Below are 25,146 nucleotides of genomic sequence, written 5' to 3' on the forward strand. Positions count from 1 at the left end.
ATCTATCAATACTAAGTTCTCAATACAAAATACTTAGTAAATCTATAAGCTCTTGGTTGCTGAAAACGTAAAAGAAACTGGCTGTATCTCTTATGAATTATTTCAAGAGCTAAATAACCCCAATAGCTTAACTTTAATTGAAGAATGGGATGATATGGAAGCTTTACAGCGTCATACTAGGACACCACATTTCATCACCTTAGTTGAACAACTTTCTTTCTTTGAAAAAAATTACCAGTTTTAATATATATAAAATTTTTTTAATTATAGTGCAGATGTTGATTGATCTTCAAAAATCTCTTTAACATCTGCACTCCTTATGTAATACTCTGGGAAATTTCAATTTAATGCAAAAAAACCTATCAGATTAATTCTAATAGTTAATATTTTTTATTATTTTAAACTTTATTGACTTCCCATTATTCTCATTTAGTGCAGTAATTATCTTTGATAATAGCGTAGCAAATCTCACCGTGTGGCAATTGGTCATTCCTTATGAATCTCTCAACATTATCTACGATTTTCATATCTGATTTTTCTAACACTCTACCTGATTTTATATTATCTTTTCTATGATAAGCTTCCAGCTTAACAAACTCGGTATTTAAAAAGGTATAATCAATAATACTCTTTAATGCTTCACCTGCATATCCAACTCCCCAGTATTTCTCCCCAATACAATATTCCATTTCGGCTGTGCGGCAGTCACTATATACTTTACAAAAAGCAATTTGTCCGATATTTTTTTGACTTTGTTTTTCAATAATAGCCCATCTGAAAAAATCTGTATTGTCGTACTGATCTATCCAACTTGCTAGTAACTGCGTAACTTCACCTATTGTTGAATAAACTGGTTCCCCGTATTCAGCTTGTATCTTAGGATCAGAAGCCCAGTTAGCCCAGGCTTCATGACTATCACTAATTTTAAAAGGTCTTAATATAAGCCTATGTGTTTCTATTACTTGTGTTGCTTGCTGCATAATTAACTTCTCCTAATACAAATGATTTTTCATTCATAGACTATGAAATATCTTAATAAATAACAATATTAATTCCTAATGGTTCCAAATAACATTAAAATCTATTTTGGGCTTGGTATTATAGCTAACAAATATCAGTTTACTGCACTAAATACTTCTGTCTTATGACAATATTGGCATCGAAAATTTCCTTGCACACTACCGCCCACGGTGATTCGGGATGATTGTGTTCCATAAAAAACTTCGCTTTGCTGATATTCTCCGCTTTAATAAAAATCATTCCTGCGGTGGTTTTTGCATCGTTCTTGAACTTGTGAAAATCATCTAAGTTAATTGCTATAAATTCCATCTCTTTATCTCCTAAAAATACTAATTTACTTAGTAGATATTATTAATACTTTATATTATAATGATAATTTATATCAATGCCTTGATTCCCTAATATCATATTGTTACAAGAAAGGAATACTCACAAATGAAAAAACTAGAAGACACTATTTATACTGCTATTGAATTATCTAATAATGTTGCGAATAACTTAACTTTTCCACAATCTATACCAAATTCCCCTAATCCGCTTTTGCTATCAAAATGGTATGCTAAAGAAATAGAATACTGTACTGCCGAAATAGATAAAATTGAACAGTCCTGTGGATTGAACTGTAGTTGTTCTAAAGGATGTTCTTCATGTTGTAGAATGCTAATAGGTGTTACACCTGTTGAGGCTCTAGCATTTACTAATACTTTAAGTAACATGGAAAAAACACTTTTAGATAGAATAAAGTCAACTGTTGCTGAACAATGTATAATGCTCACTAATTATGGTTTTCCTAATAATCCACTAACAGTTTTAAACTATTTAAATCAAGAAAAAGAAATGCAAAAAAAATATTTTGATTTACATTTAGAATGTCCTTTTCTTTCTTTTAATAAGGAATGTCTTATTTATTCCGTTAGACCAATTCCCTGTTGGACTTATAGGTACTATGGAAATAAGAAAGATTGTGATATGTCTACATTTCCAAAAGACAATATACTATATTCAGAATTTGAAAAAAGGGAAATTGAAAGACTTGATATAGCAAAGCCTCGTAAAAATACTACATTGCAAATACTACAATTTGCTTTAAAAAGCTTATTATGTTAATTTATAACCCTATATCATTTATATTTTTAGGATGGCCATTGTCATCCTTTTTTGTATTAAATCCTATTCTGTCTTGTCTTTAAACTCTATAATCTAATTCTTCTAATCCTAATTCATGATTATAGCTTCCCTCTTAACTGCCTCTTTTTCCTTCTCCAATAATTGTTTTTTCCACACAGGATAGGATACCTTTGAGTTCACCCCTTCTTTTTTATGAAAATACTAATTCTATATTTAACATATTTTCTTATTACTGTATAATCATTATGTGAGAATAATTCGCTTTCGCTGAAAGGAGCTTCTTATGTTTAAAAAAGGTTTCTATATTGATTTGGAAGATTCATTAACATATCCATCCGTAAATGTAATCTGTTCATGCATAGAAAATTATGCACAATCCTCTGGAGAAAAGCTAGAGTTAATAAGTACTGAAATGCCTATAACTTTTCGCTTAGATAGTACGTTTTATATTGCTGAAATTTCTATGCTGCGCGGAGGTTACTCTATTCACTGTAAAGAAAGTCAGTAGTACTTTTAAACAATCCATGGAATTATTCTCACAATAAAATACTAATTTATATAAAGATACATGATTAGAATATCAATATTTACTATCTACGCCCCATATTTCTGTAATAACTTATTTATAATTAGAATATAATTAATTAGTGGCATCTAATATTACATAATTATCAAGGAGGTAATTTTGCTGAAAGAAAAGAAAATAATCTTATTTTTGCTATGTGCACTTCTAGTTATATTGGGATCTGTAACAGCCCTCGCTTCCGAACAAAGAACTATATATCAGACTGTAAAATATACTAGTAGTTCAGCTTCAATTACAACGCCGACTTTTGTATTAAATTCAGACAGGCTATCTTATAGTTTTAGTAGAACGTCAACCCCAAATGATCGAACTACAACATTGACCTTGCAAAAATACACAAATGCTAAATGGGTTGATATAGAATCTTACACTATAGTTGGGCCACGGGGTAGAAGTTCGTCTTTTGATAATTTAGATTCTAGTGCGACATATCGTGCCATATTAACCACTACTGACTCAAGACTAGATTCAACTTATCTATTACTATACGAATAAATTGTAATACCGTAACAAATCTGTAACAGGTAAATGCAGATGCCACTCTCTCTGTCTATATGAAATAAATATATTAAACTTACTTCTATCTCGCTAAATTTCAGTTTAACCGATTTCTGGCAATAAAAAACTACCAACTCAATACTGATAGTTAGTCGTTTTCTATTTTATTGGCTTAGTTCTATTTTTAAAATAGACTATTCAGTCACAAGTTCAACTTTCTACTGTTTTAATTTCCATATCGCATTGGGCATACTGTTCTACATCTATTACAATTGACAACATCAAAACCTCTAGCATTGGTTCCATATGTATTTGGCCGGCATTTGGCCTGATCTGCATGATCACCATTCAGGGCTTTTACTGGGCAACTCTGAATACATAGCTTGCAGCCATTAATGCAGATATTCTTGGCAAGCGGGTCGGATTCAAGATCGAGATCGGTAAGGATTGCACCCAAGGTCAGCAAATTGCCATACTTTTCATTTAGAAGTAATGTGCTTTTACCCAGTGCTCCAAGCCCGGCAAGTACTGCGGCATGTTTCATTGATACCAAACCACGTCCTTCCATTTTATTTGGATCCCAATATTCATAAGGAGCGTCTGAGGGAATCGGTATAGCATATCCACCATAAAGCTTCTCAATTTCTTTTGCTGCTTTAAACGCAACCCCATCAACCTCAGGGCAAGTGCTGTTATTAAAATAACCATATATCAATCTCGGCTCAACCTTTGTTAATCCCTTTGGAAGTGCAATTCCAAATACAAAGACCGATTTACAATCCGGAAAGATATCTTTTGGGTGAAACCCCACAGGTGCTTCAGAAAAACGGTCAATATTAGCAACACCACATACATCTGCGCCTAAGCCCAATATCAATTCTTTTATTTGTTTCTTCATACCTGAATCTCCTCACATGCCGATTGTATAAATAATATTTATGAGTAGAATACCAAAATACTTACTAACAATCAATATTAAGTCTTCAAAGAACAAGTTCTTTGCCAAGCATAATAAGATGAAATCCTCTCTCATAGGCATTGGGCTGAATCCCAATGACTCGAAATCCATTCTTAAGATACCATTTATAATCAATACGATCACATGTAAGTCCTTCAATCGCTTCTGGTATGTTTTTTATTTCTTGATGGTGAATGTTAAATCCAACAGAACTAATCCCACTTCTAATTTTGATGATTGCATCGACATTGCTCAATTGCTCATAAGCACCTTCATAATCCCACCAGTCAGGTTTTATCGTACTCATAAGAAGCGCAACTGCTGGAATGGTAGCTGGTGTTAACTCATATACATTCACATGTAGTATCCTCCTTCTATTTTCTTTTCATCAACTCTCGGAGATACTATAGCCATCATTACAACCGTATGAAATTCCTTGCCGAAAGGATAGCAATGCAATACCCCTTCCTTTTTATAGCCATTCTTTTCAAGTACATGAATGGAAGCTGTATTCTCTACCCGGACTAAACCTTGTATACGCAGTAATTTTAGATTCTCAAGGCCAAACGATGTGACTTTTTCAACTACCTCTGTAGCAACTCCATATCCCCAAAAACTTCTACCGAAATGATACGATATTTCTGCCATGGTCTTCTTTTGAAATCCTCCAAGGTCCACTCTTCCAGCTATTTTCCCTGTACTTTTTTCTTCCACACACCAGGTAAAAACGGTCTTACTTTTTAACAGTCTGCCATTTATATTATTTAACCAATTTGATATATGTGGCTCCTTATCAAAAAGTGGGACTCCCCCTCCAAGATATTTTTGCACTTGATCATCTCTTAAGATATCAAAATATTCCGCCATGTCGAGGCGAGAAAATGGTCGCAGAATAAATCGTTGGGACTCTAAATAGGGGACACTATCAAAATAATCATTGAAAGATTTCAAATTAACCTCCTTTACACGGTCAGATAAACTTATGAAATACAACCATTTATTTATTCGAAGGTAATAATATGGCTCTTTCTTTCAATCAATGAAACCGTGTATCAACTCTAGTATATACTCATTGAGAAAACAATTGCTTTAGTTGCTCAACATATTGTTCTGGCTGCGTAAGGCTTAATTCACCATGTTTCATGTCCGGTGCAATGTATAGATGACTGTTTGGTATTGCCCGGTGTAGCATTAGTGCTGATTTTTGCATGACGGTAATTTCTTTTTCCCCAACAATAACAAGAACTTTTGCTGATGTTTTCTTAATTTCTTCTTTCATTTTGTATGTCCCATTGCTGAATATTGTATTTATTAAGGTCTGTTTTGATATTACTATACTTTCGGTATAATATCTTTCAAACTGCACATCGGGGACACATAGCTGCTTTGCCTGTAATTTTGAAAACCAACGCTTTCTTATCAGTCCATAGCTAAGGTTGCACATGGGAACTGCTAAAAGCCTGGTTCCCCATATGGGACAGACCAAGGTGCTTTCTATGGCGGCAAAGTCTGAAATATTGGCATTTTGGGATAACACTTCCGTGACAATTTGGGCACCTATGGATAAACCACCAATTGCAAATATATGTCCGTTGCATTGTTCCTTCACATAGTTTATCACTTGGTCCGCGGAATCTTCTATACTTACAAATGTCTTATTGGCATTATCGCCGTACCCGTCAAGAATAGGAGTAACAACATGAAACTCAGGTGTTAATAAAGATATAACACCTTCCCAAGACCAATAGGACAGACCGCCGCCATGAAGTAAAATAATTGTAGGCGCATTGATATTTCCGAACTCTTTAAATACCATGTCAAACAGCTCCATTTTTAAAATTGTGATACCATTGGCTCATTTCTTCCTCACTGTCAACATGAAGCAGTTTGAAGATTTCATAGGCGAATTCTACAGCTGCTGTTTCATTCGCAGTGATGATGCCACCATCAACCACCACTTGGGCTGGAATGTATAAATGTTCTCCTTTATATCCTTCTGCACCTTTAAAATAGTCTAGTGAATCTCCTGTATGCTTCACAGAATCAAGGAATCCATGTTTACATAAAAAATAGGTCGCTCCACAGATTGCTGCAATGAGAATGTTACATGCTTTAAGTTTTTTCACGAATAATGCAATTTCTTCATATTGGTTTTCTTCCCAGGAAAGACCACCGGGAAGGATAACAAGGGCCAGGTTATGAAAGTTATCATACTCTTCGATACTGTAATCTACACTGGCTCTGATACCTCCCATTGAAGTTTTGGGCATATGATCAATGGCAATGGTTTTTACTACATAATCCGAAAAAGAATTTATTACCGCAATTGCATAGCTTCCTTCCCAATCACACCATTGATGTGTTAGTAGTATAAGTACTTCGTTTTTTATAAGATTCATAATTACCCCCTGTTATTATTTAGCATTAAGATGCTATTCTTTTACTGCTTTGATTAATAAAAAACTACTAACTTATTTAGGCAGCTAGTAGTCTATGTTTGCTATGATTCGATTGTGTTATGATTCTTTATTTTCTTTAATGCCTCATCTATGGAAATGCATTCCGCATATCTTTCATTCCACATGAATTCATTATGATACTTATAACTATTTTCCCCACTTAGATATTCATTATCAATGGTTGAATTAGCGTAAGCAGGTACTATCATATGGAATCCATGCTCAAAACCACATTTCACCGTGGCATCAATACATTTATCTGTTTGAAGCCCTACCACAATAATTTCTTTCTCATTTTTATTTTTTAAATATTCTAAGAGACCGGTTCCTCTAAAGGAGCTATTAACTTCTTTTGTAAATATTTTTTCCTGTTCCAGGGGTTTGAAATCTTCATAAATCTCAAATCCTTCCTCGCCCTTGGTCAGGCTGCTTCCTGCTCCATTATCGTGAACCACGTAAACGACTTCAATACTGTTTTCTCTTGCTGCACTTATTAAATTCTCAATATTTTTCGTAAAGGCACTAAAATTATATAATTGATCATTAACAAGTAATTTTTGTGTATCAACAACCAGTAATACCATATCGTTTACCTCCGTATGTCTCATGCCATTTGAACTTTGTCCTTTATTTCACTGAAAGATGCTTTAATTTAAAGGATATAGATAATTGTACTAGCTGTCAATATTATTTTTTGTCTTAGAATCTTATGTGTATGTTATTATGTAAATGAGATTTATTTAGTCCTCTTTGTTTAGCTTTGAATAGATAAATGTATCCTTCCAAATTGGCTTACCATTGCTATCCCTCCAGAAATACACATTTTTCTTCAAATATCCTTCCCGGGCAAAGTCCATACTCTCCAATAATCTCCACGATGCTTGATTGTCAGGATCGCATTCCGCGTAAATTCTATGGATACCTTTTTGAAATGCCAGTTCCATGAGCTTTTCACAGCTTTCCTTTGCATATCCCTTGTTCCAAAAATCCTCATTAAAAACATACCCTATTTCCAATGATTCAAAATCACGTTTTCCTAAATATACATTACCAATCATCTTGCCGGTAGACTTTAACTCTACAGCTATCATTTCATCTGATGAAACTCTCCACTTCAAATTATCTTCGGTTTCTTTTAAAGTCTTAGTTTTATATGGTTCATATTTTACAACCTTAGGATTTGACAAATATTCAAATAAATCCTGTAAATCGTCTTCCTCATACCTTCTCAAGATTAACCTTTCCGTTTCTGCCAGGATAGATTTTCTGTTCATCATAGTTGTGCCCTCCCCTTTTTTCTTAATTTATATTACTAGAAACCTTTCGAACTACCAGTATAATACTGACAGATTCCTGTTTCATTTAAATCTGTTTCTGTAATGCCATTAAATTTCCTTAGCAAATTCCAATCAGTTTGACCGTGACGAACAAGATATACCATAATTATACTTCTACCTCATACTTATATTATTTAGAGTACCATTAAGCTTGCTACAAACCATATACCACTATGCCAAAGGCAGCACAATAGAAACACTGGTCCCCACTCCAACCTCACTCTCAATCATAAGCTGCCCATTAAATTTCTCCACAATCTCCTTACAAAGAGAAAGTCCAAGCCCGGAGCCATTGGCAAAGTTAGAATTCCCAGCCCGGTAAAAGCGTTCCTGTACCAGCGCAATCTCATGTTGATGAATGCCGATTCCCTGGTCACTAATTTTTATGACTGCATTATGATCAGAAATAAATGTCTCCGCTGCCACCTGTCCACCGGCATTAGAATATTTTATTGCATTATCCACAACATTTGCGATTGCATGTGTAATAAGTGTTTTATTACCATTAACATAAATTTCCCTGTCTAAATTCCATTTTATCAATACGTCTTTTTTCTCCGCTTTTGGCTTCATATCTTCTAATATCTGTAACGTTAATTGGGATACATCTTCCTTATCTATTTGAAGCTCCGGAGCGGCCTTGTCAAACTTGGAGAGAATGAGCAGTTCCTGGATTAGCTTTGTTAAGCGGTCTGATTCATTTAACAGATGAGAATAAACCTTTTTTAATTCCTCATCTTCCTGTTCTCCTTCATATAAATATTGGGAGAATCCGCGAATTGCGGCGAGAGGGGTCTTTAACTCATGTGATACATTGGATACAAATTGCTTCTGGTACTGAATATAGTCATTTAATTTCATTCCCATCTGATTTAGTCCTTCTGCCAGAACTCCAAGCTCGTCCTTTCGGTTTAACGATACCTGGTCAAATTGCTGCCTGGAGAACTTCTCGGTTGCTCCCAGAAGGTACTTGATGGGCTTTGTGGTCCTGCGGGCAATGAATACGCTTGAACCTGTCATGAGAATAATAAAACCGACGGCTCCGATGATTAAGATGGAGCGGATTTTATCCATGATTTCGTAAAAATATGAGATATCCTCAACGATTTCAAATACATAAGCATTTTCATAATATTTATTTTGAATAGGGATTGCAAAATATATCAATCCCTGATCTGTGACCGTATAGGAATAATTTCCTTTCAGGGCCTTACTGATATTTTCCTCAAAAATCTTAGGAGAACCGTTGTAGACTGGAGTTCCATTTTCAGCCAGTCCAAGAAGCTTCTGATTGCTATCATAGATTCTTACCTCTCTTCCAGAAGCCTTTAATACCTGTAAGACATCTTTTGCTACCTGGGAAGCATCCGGCTCGTTTGCAGTTTTATCATACCTTGTAAGTATTTCTCGAAATGAGAGCTCACACATATCTGCCTTTTCCATAAGCTGCTTTTCTATGGTCACAAAGCTATAGTGGTCTATGGCTTTATTCACCCAGTAAATAATAACGGAAAAGGATAGAATAGAGAAAAACAGTATACTTAAGAGAAGCCTGGTTGCATATTTCATTCGGCTTCACCTCCAAACTGGTAACCGAATCCGTAGACGGTTTTCACATACTTTGGGTTCTCCGTATCATCTTCCAGCTTCTTTCTAAGGCGCATAATTGTCATATCCACACTGCGGCTATCACCGGAATAATCATATCCCCATACGATTTCTAACAGCTCGTCTCTGGTGAATATCTTTTTCGGTCTTTTGGATAGGGTTTCAAGTATTTTAAATTCTTTTGCAGTGAGAGCAATCTGACTTTCTCCTTTTAACACTCGTTTCGTTTCAAAATCAATCTCCAGATCTTTGTATCGAACTGGAACCATAGAGCTATTTGAGTTCTGGTCGCTTGAGTCATACCTTCTTAGTACAACCTTGATCCTTGCGATAAGTTCCCTGTTATCAAAGGGTTTTGTCAGATAATCTTCCGCCCCAAGCTCAAGACCAAGCACCTTATCAATGATTTCATTCTTTGCCGATAACATGATGACTGGAATGGTGGAGGTCTTTACAATCTCCCGGCATAGATCGTAGCCGGAATAGTCTGGCAGCATTAAATCAAGAATCACCAGGTCTGGCTGAAAGGTACCTAGCTCCTTCAGTCCTAAGGTGCCATTTTCTGCTGTTTTCACCTGGTAGCTTTCTCTTTTTAAAATAAGTTCTATCAAATCTCTGATTGCAGCCTCATCGTCAATTACAAGTATTTTTTTCATAATCACAACTTCCTTTTCGCACGAATGGTATATTAAGTCTATGAACTAACTCTTTTTTCAAATTCCACTTGCATTTCTCCCCATTCTTCCAGGACTTTCAGCACCGGAATAATTTTATTCCCCTGGTCTGTTAATCCATATTCCACGTGTGGCGGATTTTCTGAGTACTGTTTTCTCCAGATCATTCCATGGCTCTCTAAATCCTGCAAAGAGCGGGTTAACATAATATTGGTAATACCGTAAAGCTGCCTCTTTAACTCATAATACCGAAAATTCCCTTGAGATAAATACCACAGAATAGGGAGTCTCCATTTCTTGCAAATATAATTAAACGCATTAACCAGCTCACATGAGCCATCGTACCAATCACTGGTATCCATTTTAACCACCTCAATATAATATTTTGCGGGCACAAAATTGTGCGTACTTGTAACATGCAGTTTTAATATATAATATTATGTCAGGGCCTCTAAATTATAGTAACACTAAAACATAGATATTTAAAGGAGAGAGAAGTATGATATTTTATTTTTCTGGTACTGGGAACAGCTTATGGGTGGCGAAGAAGCTGGCTGAACTTCAAGACGATCAAATATTGTTTATTCCCAAGCTTATGGAAGAAAAACGTGGGCCGTTCTCATTTACCTTAAAGCAGGATGAAATGCTTGGCTTTGTATTTCCAGTCTATGCCTGGGCGCCTCCTAAAATAGTATTGGAGTTTATAAATAATCTTGTGATTACCAATCGTAATGACTACTATACATATTCCGTCTGTACTTGCGGGGACCATGCAGGGCTGACCATGAACGTTTTGTCATCAAACCTGCAAAAAAGAAAAATCAAGCTAAACAGTGGTTTTTCTGTCTTTATGCCCAATAATTATGTTATCGATTATGATTTAGATACAAAAGAGTTGAAAGATAAAAAGCTGGAGCAGGCGAAACAAAGGGTTGAAGATATTAGCAGTCTTATCACCAACAAAACAAAGGATACATTTGACTGCTATCGCGGCAGCTTTCCCTGGTTAAGAACTTATATCTTTAATCCTTATTTTAATCGTTTTTGCTTAGGAACCAAAAAATTTCATGTTACAAGTAATTGTATTTCCTGTGGCTTATGCGAAAAAATTTGCCCGACCAAAAATATTCTGTTAAAAAACAAATATCCTACATGGGGAATAGACTGCACGAAATGTATGGCATGCTTACACCGCTGCCCGGTTGGGGCCATTCAGTATGGAGATCGAACGGAAAAAAGAGGGCAGTATTATAACCCAAATGTTTAAGTCTGTTAAAATCATCATTTGATAAAGTAAAAAGCAGGCATTCTTAGGTGCCTGCTTTTCAATCGCATCTTATTTTGACTATCTGCTTTTTCAATATATCGTTCATCAGATACTAACAAAATATCAAAAGCCTAATTTTCTTCAACCAATAGCTTGTGAATTCTTCATGATTCGTTTTGCATTTAATTTAAAGTTAGCTAATACTAAGTGAAATTTGTCACATCTTACGTATATTATTATTCTATACAAGATGCCTACCTATTTCATTGCATGTATTATACTATTCTACAATCTGATAATTCTCAGCTTCCACTAAACTTTTTTTATAATTATTAAAATATGAATTAAAATCATTTAAAAATTCTGTTGTTCCTCTTTTTAATGTAGTCTTACTTTCATATTGGTCTTGTAAGCTCTCAACATACTTTTGAATGGGTAAATTTTTCTGATATACTGTAAACTCATAATCCCAATAATCTTGTTCTGAATCAAATGATTTCATAACTGCATAAGCATCTTCTTTATTATCTGCAGTGTTTATTGTTTCTTTCAGCTGGTTAAGATAATCCAACACCTCATCATCGGTTACGACATAACCATTGCGTATTGCCATTTCATATAATGCTTCTCTTTCTTTAACATAGTTGATCGCCTGTATTTTTGCCTCCTCATTATTCATACCTGACAGGATATAAAAGTCAGTTGCCTGTTTTACCTCTTCATTCGTTATTGTCGCTGTATTTCCTTTTGCAAATAGATCGGATGATGTATTATCTTTATTTATAGCATACTCTTTTAACACCTTTCCCCAATCAGACATAAAAGAGCCTAATCCATTTTCAGCAAAAACAGGAAGTGCAAAAATTATTAATAGAGAAACAATGACAAAACCACTTAGTATAAATTTTATTTTTTTTCCCATGATTATTACTCCTTTACTTAGTTTTCAAATTTAAATCGACAGAACCAGCTGAGGTTGCTGGAATTGCACCATCACACGATACTAAAAATGCTAATTTACCCGTTACATTTGTTGTTGCCGAATAAGTTACTGAATCAGTATTTTCTTTACCAAAACCAGAATCCCATTTTGACGAATCAAATATAATTGAAATTTCACTCCACTTCTTAAATGCTTTATCATTTGAATGCTTAACATTCCCCACCGTCACATATGGAGTAGATGTAGCCGCAGCCGTTTTATAAACTGCCATTGATACACGGCTTGTAAATTTATTATTAGAGCCACTAGGAACATAATATTCGATATAATCTACTTTTGCAGTAATTGTGGACCAACCACCTTCTGGTACTGCAAAAAGCTGCTTTTTAGTTGTTGTATTGCTAATATTGTTATTCTCGTAAGCATATGCCGTTGGTGACAGAGCCGCAGTCGCTCCCAGAGCCATAATGGTCGTCAAACATAGAGCTATTATTTTATTTACTTTGTACATAATGATTCCTCCTTTTCATTATATGAAATATGTATGGCTACGATATTACAATATTCAATGGAATCACCTCTTTTTATATAAATTTCCATTAAGAAATCTTTAAAACCAATTACATCACGTATTGTCTATTTAAATTACTCTAACACATTTTTACATAATATACGCATCTAGTAATTATTCCGGTTAATCATGTAATTATCAAATTTATAAGTGAATAAATAATAATGAGCATAATATTTGTAAATATCATGCTCACTTATTAATCAAATCAGTAGAGACCCACGAAAGCCTCTTACACCATAGTAGGAGTCTGCCCCATTATGGTATAAAAAAACAGTATCGTAACGGCGATCACAAAAAACAGCTCCACCCAGTTTCCTTATATGATCTGGTGTTTTCACCCAGCTGCTGGTTTTCGTATCAAAAGTGCCAAGCTTTTGAAGCTCCCGATATTCCGTCTCAGTTAGAATCTCTATTCCCATTTCATGAGCCAGATCAATGGCGCTGGTTTTTGGTTTATGTTCTTTCCTTGATTCCAATGCCTCACGGTCGTAACAAATACTTCTGCGCCCTTTCGGACTTTCTAAGGAGCAGTCGAAAAATGCGTATTCACCTGTAATATCATTATAACCGACAACATCTGGCTCACCTCCGGTTAACTCCATCTCGTTTAGTGACCATAGTTTTTCTGGATTCGCTTCCAGTTTTTTCTGTACCAGCTCCCATTTAATTTCTTGATGAAAATCTTTATTTTTTTCAAATCGGGTTTTTAATGTTTTAAGCAGTTCTTCACGCTGTTGAGGCGATAACTCCATAATAGCTTCCTCCATAGGAATGATGAAAGAAAGCTGCAAGCGCAATTCTTCCACATTTACTTGTTGCCATTGCTTCAACCGAAGCTTTGATGTTCCTTATATATAGCCTCAGCAATTTATCATATAGTTTGTACCGTTAACCATGATTTAATCATATGACACTATTTTATAACCCCAGAAACCACTGAAAAGATACGGATAGATTGCAGAGTGCTGCGAGATACCACCTCACATTTATAAAAACAAAAAAACAGCCCTCTGATTCGATTTATAAAATATAAACCATCAGAAAGGCTGCCTTTTTTATTTTATCGGAAACTCTTAATAGTCACTTCAAGAAAATCATCCCTTATCAGCTGCCGCTCAGTCTGCTGACCCAACCGTAAATCGTTCTCCCCTATGCTTTGGCTGTTCTATTTCATCTACTACCGCAATGGCATAATCTGCATAGCTTATATAGCTGTCTCCCTTGGAATTAGCCAGAAGATTGTCTTTTCCAGCTACATATTTTCCAGTTCTTGCTCCCTGAAAATCAAAGAATGCAGATGGGCTGATATAGGTCCAATCCAGTCCATTGGTATTTTGTAAATCCAATAAATTGCTTAACATATTTTTCGCCGTAGGAACGTATGCTTCCGGGAAATCAGGAGTCTCGATAAGGCGAAGGGTCTTATCCTCATCTACAAACAGACTTCCTGCTCCGCCCACTACGATCAATCTGGTATCTCCTGCATTCTCAAGTATGCTGATAAGCTTTTTCCCAGCTGTGATATGAAGGTTCTCTTCTCCAGGCGCTGCATTAAATGCATTCACAACAACATCAAAGCCCTCTAAATCACCTTTCTCTAAATCAAAAACATCTTTTTCCAGAACATGTATCGTAGTATCTTTCACTTTTGAAGCATTTCTTACAATTGCGGTCACGTCATGACCTCGATCTAACGCTTCTTTTGTAATAAGGTTTCCTGCTTTACCTGTAGCACCAATGATTCCTATTTTCATAATAATTACCTCCTAAGATTTTATTTTCTTTAATTCACTCTCTATTACCTGTTCAAAAACTTCTTTACTGGCAGCACCTTCTATCCGCTCTTCCCCTATCAAAAATGTAGGAATGCTTGTGATCTCGGCTTCTTCATAAGCATGTTTCAATGCCTGCTGATGGGCCTTTCGGTACTTTCCTGATACCAAAGCTTCCTTAAACTCTACCTCATCAAGTCCTGCTTCTGCTGCAAGCTTTGCCAAAACCTCTATCTCACCAATATTTTTATCTTCCTGGTAAAAGGCATTAAATACCCGTTTATTGTAAGCTGCTCCCTTTCCCATGTCCCTGGCATATAGAAATCCCTGATGTGCCAGGTCTGTATAAGGGTGAGGGGAAACATTGGGAAGCTTCATATCAATGTTCCAGGCCTTTGCTCTGGGGGTTATGGCATTGTCCCATAGTTGTAATTTATCTGGATCATTTGCCGGGTCCAGCTGCTCAGTAGGTCTTGGGCGCAGTTCGTAAGGCATCCATTCCACATCAACTTCTTTTCCTTCCATCGCTTTTTCAAATTGATCTTTCCCTAAATAGCAAAAGGGACAGACGTAATCTGAGTACACCTTTACTTTCAACTTCATATCCATTCATCTCCTATCTATGATTAAATCAAGCAATTAATGTATCTGTCGTTTTGTTGTAACCGAAATTGTTACAACAAGGTTTTAAAAAAAATTGAACTTTTTACGATTCAATTTTCTTACTTAAATGATTCACAAGCTCTTCCATGGTCACTTCTTTCAAAACCTGCTCCATGGCTTCCTGGGCACTGATTAGTATCAGTTCTAAGACTCCCTGGATATTTGATCCTACCGGGCAATCGGGGTTGGGATTCTCCTGAAACTGAAACAGTTCCCCTTCCTCTACGACCTCCACAGCTTTGTAAACATCAAGGAGGGTGATCGCATTTAGATTCTTGATCAGAGAGGCTCCTCCCGTTCCAGAGGTAACACTGACCATGCCTGCTTTTTTCAGCATTCCCATAATCCTTCGGATTACCACCGGATTGGTATTCACGCTTCCAGCAATCCATTCAGAAGTGCATAACACATTCTTTTGAATGGAAATGAGAGACAAGATATGAACCGCTACTGTGAACCGGCTACTGATTTTCATTTGCATCACCTCATGTAACCATTATAGTTACAACAGCTTTTTTTGTCAAGTATCAGATTTTAAATTTTCTTTTTTAATTTTTTATTTTCTTAGAGCCTCCAGCCGTTTTCCGCTTTCATAAGCCCTATGTAAATATTCTCTGGCGGTTAAATGTTCGTAATCCCAGTACATGGCCTCAATGGCTGTGGGGCCTGTATACCCGGTTTTTTCAATATTTTTCATGGCAACAGCCCAGTCAATGGAGCCATCAAAGGGTATCCCATGCATGCCATAGCTTCCATTATCGTCATGTAAATGAAGAGCCTTTAACCGCGGCCCATACATGGATAACAAATCCTTGTCCGGATAGTAATGGTAGTGATGGCCGCAGTCATAGCAAAATCCAATGCGGGGAGAATCCACTTGTTCCAGCATATAGGATAGATTAGAAAGATTCCATAAATTCTCAAGCGCCACATTGACCTCCAGCCTTTCTGCCTTCTCAGCCATTCTCTTAATCCGATCCAGTCCCAGCTGATTATAAGGTTTATTCTCATTGGGCAGATGCACCACCATGGTGGGAATCTTAAATTCTGCACAATCTGAAATGCATTTTAAATAACAGTCAGTCAACGCTTCCCCGTCCAGATTATCCAGCCAGATATGATCCTGGTTTTGCATTGGAGCATGAATGTTCTCTATAAAAAGACCGGCTTCCCGCGCCATTTCTGGTGCGTCAAGGTAATGATTTCGGCCAAATCCTTCACTCCACCATAAAAGAACCCCGTCAAAACCAGCCTCCTTGATGAGCCGATACCGTTCTTTGATCGGTAATTCATAGCCAAACCAGTCATAAATCGTAAACATAAACGTTACCTCCCGCATTTGTAATTGTTTTTCCTGCTACTTTAATATCCTTTTAATCAGATTCAGCCTATTCCTATACGGCGGAAAGGTAAGACCTGTCTCCAGCAGGGTGCTTTTCTTCATGATACTTTTCTTATGGGTAAATAAATCAAAGCTGTATTTTCCGTGATAAGCTCCCATTCCCGAATTTCCTACTCCCCCAAACGGAAGATGATGGTTCGCCACATGGGAAATGGTATCATTGACGCAACCTCCGCCAAAGGAAACCTGGGCAAATACCTTCCGTTCCACCCGTTTATTTCTGGTAAAGAGATAAAGGGCCAATGGTTTTTGGTGCTGCTGTATCATACGAATTGCCTTATCCAGAGACTTGTAGGTCATAATGGGAAGAATCGGCCCGAAAAGCTCCTCCTTCATCACAGCGTTATCCCAGGAAACCGCCTCTGTCAGCGTTGGCTCGATAAACAGCTTCTCCTTCTTATAATGTCCCCCATGAAGAATATGGACCCTGTCCTTATTAAGAATGGAGACAAGACGGTCAAACTGTTTTTCATTTACGATTCTGCCAAAATCTTTGGATCTCAAAGGCGATCTGCCAAAGAAGTTCAAGAGGACAGCTTTCATCTTCTGAACCAGCTCATCCCTTACACCTTCCTCTACCAAAACGTAATCCGGCGCAATGCAGGTCTGTCCCGCGTTTAAGAATTTCCCCCAGATGATTCGTTTCGCAGCCAGGTCTAAATTGGCGGTGGAATCCACAATGACAGGACTTTTCCCTCCAAGCTCCAATGTGACTGGTACCAGATTTTTAGCTGCCGCTTCCATGACAATTTTCCCCACTCCTGGGCTTCCGGTAAAAAAGATATAATCCATGGGCGCATGAATGAGTAGTGAGGTCTCCTCGACTCCTCCCTGGACCACACGAATGTATGACTTATGAAATGTCTCACCAATAAGCTTTTCTATGACGGAAGACAGGTGAGGGGTATGCTCCGATGGCTTTAAAATAACGCAGTTTCCCCCTGCTATGGCACCGATTAACGGTTCAATCAGGAGCTGAAACGGATAGTTAAATGGTCCAATAATTAGTACGGTTCCATATGGCTCATTTAAAATATAGCTTTTGGAAGGCTGAAGATGGAGGGGCGTTTTTACGGCTTCAGGCCTGGCCCATTTACCAAGGTTCTTCATCATGTAGCCGATGCTGTGGTAAATAAATCCGATTTCCGTTACATAGGCTTCAAACTCCCCTTTTCCCAAATCCTGATATAACGCCTCTTTAATGGCATCCTCATACCGGTGAAGGGCTGCTCTCAGCTTTACCAGCTGATTGATTCGGAAGGAAATGCTATGGGTATGCCCCTTATGATAGAACTCTTTTTGCATGCGCAAGAGCTCCTTTAAACTTTTTGAATCAAATGTTTCCATATTCGTTCTCCTTTTTCACAGTAATCGCTTTATAAGCCAGTATCAGTCAAAAACTGAAAAATATGTATTCGATTGCAGTGTAACGCTCATGCTGTCATGACTCTTTATTGCTTTTATCCTATCCGTTAACCTGTCCCATGTCAATAGCGAACTTTCTCCCTGATTCGACGTACCATCGCATTCATGAAATTGCATAAATAAAGGCCAGAGAAACGTTCTTTTGCTTCCCTGGCCTTTATAATTATATTCTCTTATGAAATCTGAATCAGCTTGTCTGCCTTGGTCATTTGACCTTCCCCTAATAGTTCAATGGAGCTGTAATCATTGGAATTTAAAATTACCACCACTGCAGTTGTTGGGTATCCTGCTTTCTGAATCTCATCTATGGAAAATGTCATGATCTGCTGCCCGCAGGTAACCGTATCGCCAACCTTTACCTGCTGCTCAAATCCATTTCCCTCCATATTGACAGTGTCCAGCCCTACATGGATCATGAGCTGTACGCCAGCATGATTCTCGATACAGATGGCATGCTTGGTGTCTGCGATCTGGACTACCTTTCCGTCAAAGGGAGCATATACAACACCATCCGCCGGTCTGATACCAACCCCTTTTCCCAGAATCCCTTCCGAAAATATGCCGTCTGCGATGTCCTTAAGAGAGATCACTTCCCCGTGAACAGGAGTGTAAACGGTTGTGGTATTGGAAAATTTCTTTGTTAATTTATCAAATAATCCCATCTTATCTCCTTTGTCTTTTTATAAGGTAATATTATAGCGTTTCCCCATTTGTTGCAATCACTTCTTTATACCAGTAAAAGGAATCCTTACGAATCCGGTCTAAGGTACCATTTCCATCGTTATCTTTATCCACGTATACAAATCCATACCGCTTCTTCATCTCACCGGTGGAGACACTCACCAGATCGATACAGCCCCATGGAGTAAACGCAATGAGATCCACACCGTCCCCAATGGCTTCCTCCATCTGTTTGATATGCTCACGAAGATAATCAATTCGGTAGTGATCGTGGATGCTGCCATCCTCTTCTACTTTATCAACCGCTCCCAGTCCATTCTCAACTACCATCATAGGAATCTGATATCTGCCATACAGCTCATTTAAGAGATATCTCAAGCCTTTAGGATCAATCTGCCAGCCCCAGTCACTTGATTTTAAATAGGGATTATTTACGCCCATGACCACATTTCCGGCGGCTTTCAGGGCTTCACTGTCAACGGTAGAACAGGTACTCATGTAATAGCTGAAGCTGTAGAAGTCAACCGTTCCTTCCTTTAGGATGTCAGCATCTCCCTCTTCCATGGTGATTGAAATGCCCATCTCTTCAAACATTCTGTTTGAAAAATGGGGGTATTCTCCCCTCACCTGCACATCTCCGCAAAAATAGTTCATTCTCATGTCCTGCTGAGCCTTTAAGATGTCATCTGGATTACAGGTGTAAGGATAAATGGCACCGCCTGCCACCATACAGCCAATCTGAAATTCAGGATTTATCTCATGACCTAATTTCACCGCCTTTGCACTGGCAATAAATTGATGGTGAAGAGCCTGAAAGCGATTTGCCAGCTGCTCCCTTGTACCTGGGAGTCCCAGAACCTGAGCCGGACCATCTTCACACTTAATGCCAGCAGATAAAATATCACCAACGCCCATAATAAGACAGTTGATCTCATTAAAGGTCAGCCAGTACTTGACCAGATCCTTGTACTCTTCAAACAACACCTTACAATAGTGAAGGAAGAAGTCAATACATTTCCGGTTTGTCCAGCCACTATATTCATCCATCAAATGATAAGGAAGCTCATAATGGGAAATGGTAACCAATGGCTCAATCCCATACTTTTTACATTCTTCAAATACAGAACGGTAAAAATCAAGTCCCTTTTGATTTGGTGTTTCTTCATCTCCCTTTGGAAAAATGCGGGTCCAGTTGATGGAGAGACGAAAGACTCCAAAGCCCATTTCTGCCATAAGTGCGATGTCTTCTTTATATCTGTGAAAAAAGTCCACCGCTTCATGGGACGGGTAATAGGTGTCCTCTTTGATTGTATTGGTAAAGTAACGGGGTGTGGTGGCTGTGCCGCCTGTCATATGATCACAGACACTATCGCCCTTCCCATCTTCCTTCCAGCCGCCTTCAAACTGATTGGCAGCCGTAGCTCCTCCCCATAAAAATCCTTTTGGAAAACTCATTGAATATTACCTCCATTCATTTAGTAAATACTTTCGCCTTTGTACAGAAACAGTGTTACTACAAATGTTACTACAAAGCCAATTAAAAGGCTGATGCCCATATAGACAACATTTAAGGCATTGGGTCCTATGAACCCTGGAACGCCAAAGATTCCTGCACTTCCGGATAACGCATAGGCATATACCTTCATAAGCCCTGCAAATGCAGCTCCGCAGAAGTTTCCAATAATAACGGCATACAGTGGCTTCTTTAGTCTTAAGTTCACACCAAACATGGCTGGCTCTGTCACTCCGCCGATGATGGCTGTGATGGCACTTGAGGCTGCCGTTGATTTTGTCTTTTTATCTTTACATCTTATTGCTACTGCAGCTGCTGCTGCCCCCTGATTAATATTTGCAATGACAGCTGCTGCACAGACAATGGGCTCGTATCCAAAGGACGCAAAGGACTGCATCATATATGGGAACAACGCACCGTGCATGCCTGTAATTACTAACAACGGATACACAGCTGCCAGCAATGCCACACCAAAGAAACCAGTGGTATTATATAAGAACATAATTCCCTTTGCTAAATAAACTCCTAAAAAGGAGCCTGCTGGTCCAATGAGACATAAGGTCAAAGGAAGCATAACTATAATCGTTCCAAGCGGCACTACAATCGCCTTTATGGAGTCTCTTGAAATCTTTCTGAAAAACTTCTCCACATAGGACATCACAAATACAGCCATGATCACCGGGAAAATGGTGCTTGTATAGGATGCAGCGTAAACCGGAAGACCAAAGATGGACATTCCTACCCCTTCTGCTACATTGGAAACCATTTTCGGGTGAATTAAAATTGCTCCAAGCAGCATACCTAGCCCCATATTGGCCTTAAACTTATTGGCTGCTGTTGCACCTAAAAAGACTGGAAGGAAATAAAATCCTGCGTCTGATGCAAAGGATAGAACTGCATGTGTTGGCATATCCGGGGTCAAAAATCCAAGAAGTTCCCCCAGTATGATAACCACCTTTAACATACCTGCGCCAATGAGGGCTGGTATTAGCGGCATTAAGCTTCCTGAAATGCCGTCTAAAACCGCACTTACACTAAACTTTTTCTTATTATCATCTAAATTTTCCTCTACCGTTTTTTCAGCAGCCAGACCTGCCTTTGCACAGATCAGCTTATATGCATCGCCAACGGATTGTCCGATGATGATCTGTAATTGTTCGTTGGACCATTGAGCTCCTATGACTCCGTCTATTTTCTTAATCTCGTCTATATGGGCAATGCTGGTGTCCTTTAAATTAAATCTTAAACGTGTCATGCAATGACCAAAGTAACTGATATTATCTTTACCACCAATGAGCTCCAGTACCTTTTCTGAAAGCTCTTCATATCTTTCTTTTTTTGCCATGGCTTTTCTCCCTCTCCTATTTGAAATGGTCTTATTGAAATAAAAAAAACCGAAGAGACGCAATTGTTTTATTGCGTCAGCTCCGGTAATGCCTCCCTAAGAGTAACAATCCTTAATTCGCTGTATTATTTTTCAAGATACGGCTGATGTGTATCATCAGGTACAAAATCTCATCTTGTGTAATTTGTTCCTGTAGCTTATCCCCTATGACGGAACTGATCTTTAAAGAGCATTCATAGATTTCCGGGCTTTCTTCTTTCATGATTTCAAAAAGTTTACCGTTATCATCTTCAAATTGCTTCTTTTCCTCAATCCGCTTCAGGCTATATCTAAGGTGCATCACAAACCGATTGTAATTGAACCCTTTCCGATCAATGGATACTCCAAACCATGTTTCAATTTCATTGGTAATCCCATCAATCAACAACTCCACATCCCATTCTGAGGAATCGTTTATGTTCTCTTCTTCTGCATTGACGAAATGCATTGCAATGTTGGTGATCTCACTCTCCGGCAATTTAACCAGAAGCTTTTTTTGAATCAGGTTCACTGCATATTTTCCAAGCTCTGTTTCTGCCGGATACAGCTGCTCCACATCGTAGGAAAATAACATCTTCATCTTTTTATACTTCTTTAAACGAATCAATGCAAAATTAATATGATCAGCCAGTCCCGGTAACAGGTTGGGATTCAGCCTGCAGTCCAAGGTATTCTGGGCCCTTTTTACGATCAGGGCTGATACCTCAAATACTTCCTCCGGAATTTCTTCTAAGAGCTTATAGTAACTCTTATCCATCCGATAGAATGTCATAGTAATGGAACCAAGGTCTGTTATCTGGTAGGGCATAGAGGGAAATCCAATCCCTTTTCCAAAGGCAATCAGTTCTTTATTATTATCATCTACACATATTGCCACATTGTTGTTGATTTTCTTAATCGCCTTCATGATTATTCCTTTCATCCGTATTTTTAGATAACAAAAAACTCCTTGAAAACACACCAAATAAATCAGGTGATGCCTCAAAGAGTAACAAACCTTACGTCTATGATTAGTATAGCGGATAACCAAAATTATGTCAACGTGTGATATTCAATCAAAATATCGTGATATTTTTATACATTATGCACAAAAAATCACCTTATATCTAAATCATGAATTAGATTCCGACCACTATGGGCTGAAAGGAGCGACCTTGTCTATCACCTTATCTTACTTGCCTGACAGACTCTTATGGATACCATTCTGTCCTGGTGAAAAGCGATATCATCGCAGCCGCTCCTGACAGCCAGCCTCTCTTGATAAAATCCAGTTAATCTTGATCTATTTTTTATTGAAGCAAAAGCTTGAACATCTTTGATTTAAATGCCTGATTATCGATTGACTTACACACCTTAGAATTTGGCTTCTGAGCGGTAAACCCATCTGAGACTGCCAGTACGGCCCCGTCATCTATAATCACTTGTCCATAGGTGATTGAGTCAATGATACACGTCTTAGAAAAGCACTCTGCTGAATCCGTAACGATCTCAGGCCAGAGAACTACCCCCATAGCCACTGCATCCGGCAGATCCACGATATGCTCTCCGCTGCGTTTTAGATTGTACTCCAGCAATGACTGATTGCATCTAACTGCAAAAACAGCTTCTTCCTTCCCACTCTCCATCAGCAATTCCATATCATTTCTATTCAGTGCAGCGTCTCCAAGACATATGTCAAAGCCTATAATGGTGATTGGAATGTCTGACCTTAGCATGATATCATAAGCTTCTGCATCTACGTAAACATTAAACTCGGCAACAGGTGTTGTATTGCCTCTTCCAAAGCCGGCAGTCCCCATGGAATAGATATGCTTTACTTTTTTCATGATGGAGGGCTCCTTCATAATAGCTAAAGCAATATTGGTAACAGGGCCGATGGCAATGATTTCAATTTCATTTGGATATCGTTCCACCATATTTAAAATGGCATCTACTGCATGCATGTTCTCTGGTGTTAAGGAAGGGTGGATTAAGTCTAAATCGCCCATTCCATCTTCCCCGTGGACATTCACGGCGGTTACTAATTCCCTCATGAGTGGCTTAGAAGCGCCTGCATATAATGGTGGCTTCTGCCCATTGGTAATCTGGATTGTCATTAAAGCATTTTTTGTCGCTAATTCAAGGGGTACATTCCCACAAACGGTTGTAATTGCCTCAATCTGAATATCCTTTGACTTTAAGGCCATGATTAAGGCAACTGCATCATCACTGCCACAATCTGTATCAATTATAATTCTTCTCATATGACCTCCCGTGTAATCTTATTTGTTTTTTCAGGGCTGATTCCTGTTGATTAAATTCTACGACAGATGGTAAAATATAAATAGGTCAAATGACCAAAACTGAAAATAAATTGGAGGTCTATATGGATCTGTCTCATTTTATTAATACCGCCCCGGCATCTGTGAAGGCTTCCTTTGTCTATAAAGAGCACCGCAAAGGAAGTTATATCTTATATCCGGGAGAAGAAAACAATTACCTGTACATCCTCATAAAGGGCACCGCTGATGTGCTGATTCAAAACCTCTCGGGGGCTGGTTTTGTGCTATACACTTATGAGGCATATCAATGTTTTGGGGAATTGGAGCTTTTTCATAATGATATAAAAACACATGAGGTGGTGGCCCAGACAGACTGCAACACCATTCTGATTCAAAAAGAACAGGTATTTGAATGGATGAAGGCTGACTTTGAATTCACTAAATTTCTTATCAGGCAGCTTACAGAAAAGCTTATAAAAAGTTCTCAAAAGCTTACTTCAATTTCACTATTAAGCGTAGGCGACCGGCTTCTATACTGCATTTATACTCATAACAAATCAGGTGATTTAGCAACGCTTACAAAACAAGACGTTTGTTCTGAGACATTGATCCCAATCAGAAGCTTAAATCGTTCCATAGCCGAATGCAAACGGAATCATTACTTTGAATATCGCCAAAAGCGATTTCATATTCTCTCAGAAGAAAAATTAGAGATGTATTGCTCCTCGTTGATTTGATGACTAAGGGGTAATGCTTCTACTTAATTCATCACTTTTTCAAAACGGAAGAAGTAATCTCCACCCACCATATCTTCAGGGATAGCTTCATCTTTGTGATGGGGATTGAAAAATTCCACCGCAGAGAATCCACAGAGACCGTTTCAAAGTCCGTGTAAACTCCAAAAACTGATATAAAATATTGATTGTTATTTATGGGCAAGGCCATTTTTCATTGGTTCTTGCCCATGCTTGTATTATAAAACTGTTTTTGGGG

The 25,146-nt window shown here is 37.9% G+C and carries 31 protein-coding genes; 5 read left to right on the plus strand and 26 right to left on the minus strand.

Annotation, left to right across the window (positions count from 1 at the left end):
- Positions 1-52: 52 nt before the first annotated feature.
- The gene (locus tag T546_RS26465; RefSeq protein ID WP_207641324.1) at positions 53-244 is read left to right on the plus strand and encodes a putative quinol monooxygenase; all 192 of its coding nucleotides are present in this window, start codon (positions 53-55) and stop codon (positions 242-244) included.
- A gap of 181 nt (positions 245-425) precedes the next feature.
- Here T546_RS26465 and T546_RS0115330 read toward each other — a convergent pair whose 3' ends face one another.
- Positions 426-980, minus strand: a complete 555-nt coding sequence (locus T546_RS0115330; RefSeq protein WP_026892377.1) for a GNAT family N-acetyltransferase — start codon at positions 978-980, stop codon at positions 426-428.
- Positions 981-1,119: 139 nt separating this feature from the next.
- A complete protein-coding gene (locus T546_RS0115335; protein ID WP_026892378.1) occupies positions 1,120-1,329 on the minus strand; it encodes a hypothetical protein in 210 nt (69 codons plus the stop codon).
- Between the two features lie 126 nt (positions 1,330-1,455).
- Between T546_RS0115335 and T546_RS0115340 the strand changes: the two genes are divergently transcribed.
- Together T546_RS0115340 and T546_RS0115345 are read left to right on the plus strand one after the other, a co-directional pair.
- A complete protein-coding gene (locus T546_RS0115340) occupies positions 1,456-2,127 on the plus strand; it encodes a hypothetical protein (protein ID WP_026892379.1) in 672 nt (223 codons plus the stop codon).
- Between the two features lie 304 nt (positions 2,128-2,431).
- On the plus strand, positions 2,432-2,656 hold the full coding sequence (locus T546_RS0115345) for a DUF4318 domain-containing protein (protein ID WP_026892380.1): 225 nt from the start codon (positions 2,432-2,434) through the stop codon (positions 2,654-2,656).
- 802 nt (positions 2,657-3,458) lie between these two features.
- Here the strand turns inward: T546_RS0115345 and T546_RS0115350 are convergent.
- The 11 genes from T546_RS0115350 to T546_RS0115395 all read right to left on the minus strand — a co-directional run bounded on the left by T546_RS0115350 (position 3,459) and on the right by T546_RS0115395 (position 10,630).
- Positions 3,459-4,130: an epoxyqueuosine reductase gene (locus T546_RS0115350; RefSeq protein ID WP_026892381.1), complete on the minus strand. Its 672-nt coding sequence runs from the start codon at positions 4,128-4,130 to the stop codon at positions 3,459-3,461.
- 85 nt (positions 4,131-4,215) lie between these two features.
- Entirely contained in the window at positions 4,216-4,548 is a 333-nt protein-coding gene (locus T546_RS0115355) for a hypothetical protein (RefSeq protein WP_026892382.1), read from the minus strand.
- Complete coding sequence (locus tag T546_RS24700) at positions 4,545-5,141, minus strand: GNAT family N-acetyltransferase (protein ID WP_051629882.1); 597 nt, start codon at positions 5,139-5,141, stop codon at positions 4,545-4,547. Before T546_RS24700 ends, T546_RS0115355 begins: the two co-directional genes overlap by 4 nt.
- A gap of 118 nt (positions 5,142-5,259) precedes the next feature.
- On the minus strand, positions 5,260-6,006 hold the full coding sequence (locus T546_RS0115365; protein ID WP_026892383.1) for an alpha/beta fold hydrolase: 747 nt from the start codon (positions 6,004-6,006) through the stop codon (positions 5,260-5,262).
- Between the two features lies 1 nt (position 6,007).
- On the minus strand, positions 6,008-6,589 hold the full coding sequence (locus T546_RS0115370) for a type 1 glutamine amidotransferase family protein (protein ID WP_034599507.1): 582 nt from the start codon (positions 6,587-6,589) through the stop codon (positions 6,008-6,010).
- Between the two features lie 101 nt (positions 6,590-6,690).
- Complete coding sequence (locus T546_RS0115375; RefSeq protein WP_026892385.1) at positions 6,691-7,233, minus strand: cysteine hydrolase family protein; 543 nt, start codon at positions 7,231-7,233, stop codon at positions 6,691-6,693.
- 156 nt (positions 7,234-7,389) lie between these two features.
- A complete protein-coding gene (locus tag T546_RS0115380) occupies positions 7,390-7,926 on the minus strand; it encodes a GNAT family N-acetyltransferase (protein WP_242842245.1) in 537 nt (178 codons plus the stop codon).
- A 35-nt stretch (positions 7,927-7,961) separates the two neighbouring features.
- Entirely contained in the window at positions 7,962-8,090 is a 129-nt protein-coding gene (locus tag T546_RS26360; protein ID WP_084326457.1) for a histidine phosphatase family protein, read from the minus strand.
- A 67-nt stretch (positions 8,091-8,157) separates the two neighbouring features.
- Positions 8,158-9,555 carry a sensor histidine kinase gene (locus T546_RS0115385; RefSeq protein WP_207641325.1) on the minus strand — a complete coding sequence of 466 codons (1,398 nt, stop codon included), beginning with the start codon at positions 9,553-9,555 and terminating at the stop codon, positions 8,158-8,160.
- Positions 9,552-10,250: a response regulator transcription factor gene (locus T546_RS0115390; RefSeq protein WP_026892388.1), complete on the minus strand. Its 699-nt coding sequence runs from the start codon at positions 10,248-10,250 to the stop codon at positions 9,552-9,554. The genes T546_RS0115385 and T546_RS0115390 overlap by 4 nt, the downstream gene beginning before the upstream one ends.
- A gap of 38 nt (positions 10,251-10,288) precedes the next feature.
- Positions 10,289-10,630, minus strand: coding sequence for a winged helix-turn-helix transcriptional regulator (locus T546_RS0115395; RefSeq protein WP_026892389.1), 342 nt, complete (start codon positions 10,628-10,630; stop codon positions 10,289-10,291).
- Between the two features lie 137 nt (positions 10,631-10,767).
- Here T546_RS0115395 and T546_RS0115400 point away from each other — a divergent pair, with 137 nt between their 5' ends.
- Entirely contained in the window at positions 10,768-11,535 is a 768-nt protein-coding gene (locus T546_RS0115400; RefSeq protein ID WP_026892390.1) for an EFR1 family ferrodoxin, read from the plus strand.
- Between the two features lie 280 nt (positions 11,536-11,815).
- On the opposite strand, the gene T546_RS0115405 is transcribed toward T546_RS0115400, so the two are convergent.
- The 13 genes from T546_RS0115405 to T546_RS0115465 form a co-directional block, all read right to left on the minus strand.
- Positions 11,816-12,457: a hypothetical protein gene (locus tag T546_RS0115405; protein ID WP_026892391.1), complete on the minus strand. Its 642-nt coding sequence runs from the start codon at positions 12,455-12,457 to the stop codon at positions 11,816-11,818.
- A 13-nt stretch (positions 12,458-12,470) separates the two neighbouring features.
- Positions 12,471-12,989 carry a hypothetical protein gene (locus tag T546_RS0115410; protein WP_026892392.1) on the minus strand — a complete coding sequence of 173 codons (519 nt, stop codon included), beginning with the start codon at positions 12,987-12,989 and terminating at the stop codon, positions 12,471-12,473.
- A 263-nt stretch (positions 12,990-13,252) separates the two neighbouring features.
- The gene (locus tag T546_RS0115415; protein WP_330371935.1) at positions 13,253-13,858 is read right to left on the minus strand and encodes a DUF4256 domain-containing protein; all 606 of its coding nucleotides are present in this window, start codon (positions 13,856-13,858) and stop codon (positions 13,253-13,255) included.
- A 309-nt stretch (positions 13,859-14,167) separates the two neighbouring features.
- Entirely contained in the window at positions 14,168-14,806 is a 639-nt protein-coding gene (locus T546_RS0115420) for an NAD(P)-dependent oxidoreductase (protein ID WP_026892394.1), read from the minus strand.
- Positions 14,807-14,818: 12 nt separating this feature from the next.
- The gene (locus T546_RS0115425; RefSeq protein ID WP_026892395.1) at positions 14,819-15,427 is read right to left on the minus strand and encodes a DsbA family oxidoreductase; all 609 of its coding nucleotides are present in this window, start codon (positions 15,425-15,427) and stop codon (positions 14,819-14,821) included.
- Positions 15,428-15,530: 103 nt separating this feature from the next.
- Positions 15,531-15,962 carry an Rrf2 family transcriptional regulator gene (locus T546_RS0115430; RefSeq protein ID WP_026892396.1) on the minus strand — a complete coding sequence of 144 codons (432 nt, stop codon included), beginning with the start codon at positions 15,960-15,962 and terminating at the stop codon, positions 15,531-15,533.
- 81 nt (positions 15,963-16,043) lie between these two features.
- A complete protein-coding gene (locus T546_RS0115435; protein WP_026892397.1) occupies positions 16,044-16,808 on the minus strand; it encodes a sugar phosphate isomerase/epimerase family protein in 765 nt (254 codons plus the stop codon).
- Positions 16,809-16,844: 36 nt separating this feature from the next.
- Entirely contained in the window at positions 16,845-18,236 is a 1,392-nt protein-coding gene (locus T546_RS0115440; RefSeq protein ID WP_026892398.1) for an aldehyde dehydrogenase, read from the minus strand.
- 251 nt (positions 18,237-18,487) lie between these two features.
- The gene (locus T546_RS0115445; protein WP_026892399.1) at positions 18,488-18,976 is read right to left on the minus strand and encodes a PTS sugar transporter subunit IIA; all 489 of its coding nucleotides are present in this window, start codon (positions 18,974-18,976) and stop codon (positions 18,488-18,490) included.
- A gap of 31 nt (positions 18,977-19,007) precedes the next feature.
- Positions 19,008-20,450 (minus strand): 6-phospho-beta-glucosidase, encoded by a 1,443-nt coding sequence (gene ascB, locus T546_RS0115450; protein WP_026892400.1) that lies wholly within the window; start codon positions 20,448-20,450, stop codon positions 19,008-19,010.
- A gap of 20 nt (positions 20,451-20,470) precedes the next feature.
- Complete coding sequence (locus T546_RS0115455; RefSeq protein ID WP_026892401.1) at positions 20,471-21,853, minus strand: PTS transporter subunit EIIC; 1,383 nt, start codon at positions 21,851-21,853, stop codon at positions 20,471-20,473.
- Between the two features lie 112 nt (positions 21,854-21,965).
- On the minus strand, positions 21,966-22,814 hold the full coding sequence (locus T546_RS0115460) for a PRD domain-containing protein (protein WP_207641326.1): 849 nt from the start codon (positions 22,812-22,814) through the stop codon (positions 21,966-21,968).
- Positions 22,815-23,181: 367 nt separating this feature from the next.
- Positions 23,182-24,135 carry a nucleoside hydrolase gene (locus tag T546_RS0115465; protein WP_026892403.1) on the minus strand — a complete coding sequence of 318 codons (954 nt, stop codon included), beginning with the start codon at positions 24,133-24,135 and terminating at the stop codon, positions 23,182-23,184.
- Between the two features lie 122 nt (positions 24,136-24,257).
- Here T546_RS0115465 and T546_RS23720 point away from each other — a divergent pair, with 122 nt between their 5' ends.
- Entirely contained in the window at positions 24,258-24,890 is a 633-nt protein-coding gene (locus T546_RS23720) for a Crp/Fnr family transcriptional regulator (RefSeq protein ID WP_034599512.1), read from the plus strand.
- The last annotated feature ends 256 nt before the right edge of the window (positions 24,891-25,146 follow it).

The organism is [Clostridium] aerotolerans DSM 5434 (assembly GCF_000687555.1).
GTDB lineage: Bacteria > Bacillota > Clostridia > Lachnospirales > Lachnospiraceae > Lacrimispora > Lacrimispora aerotolerans.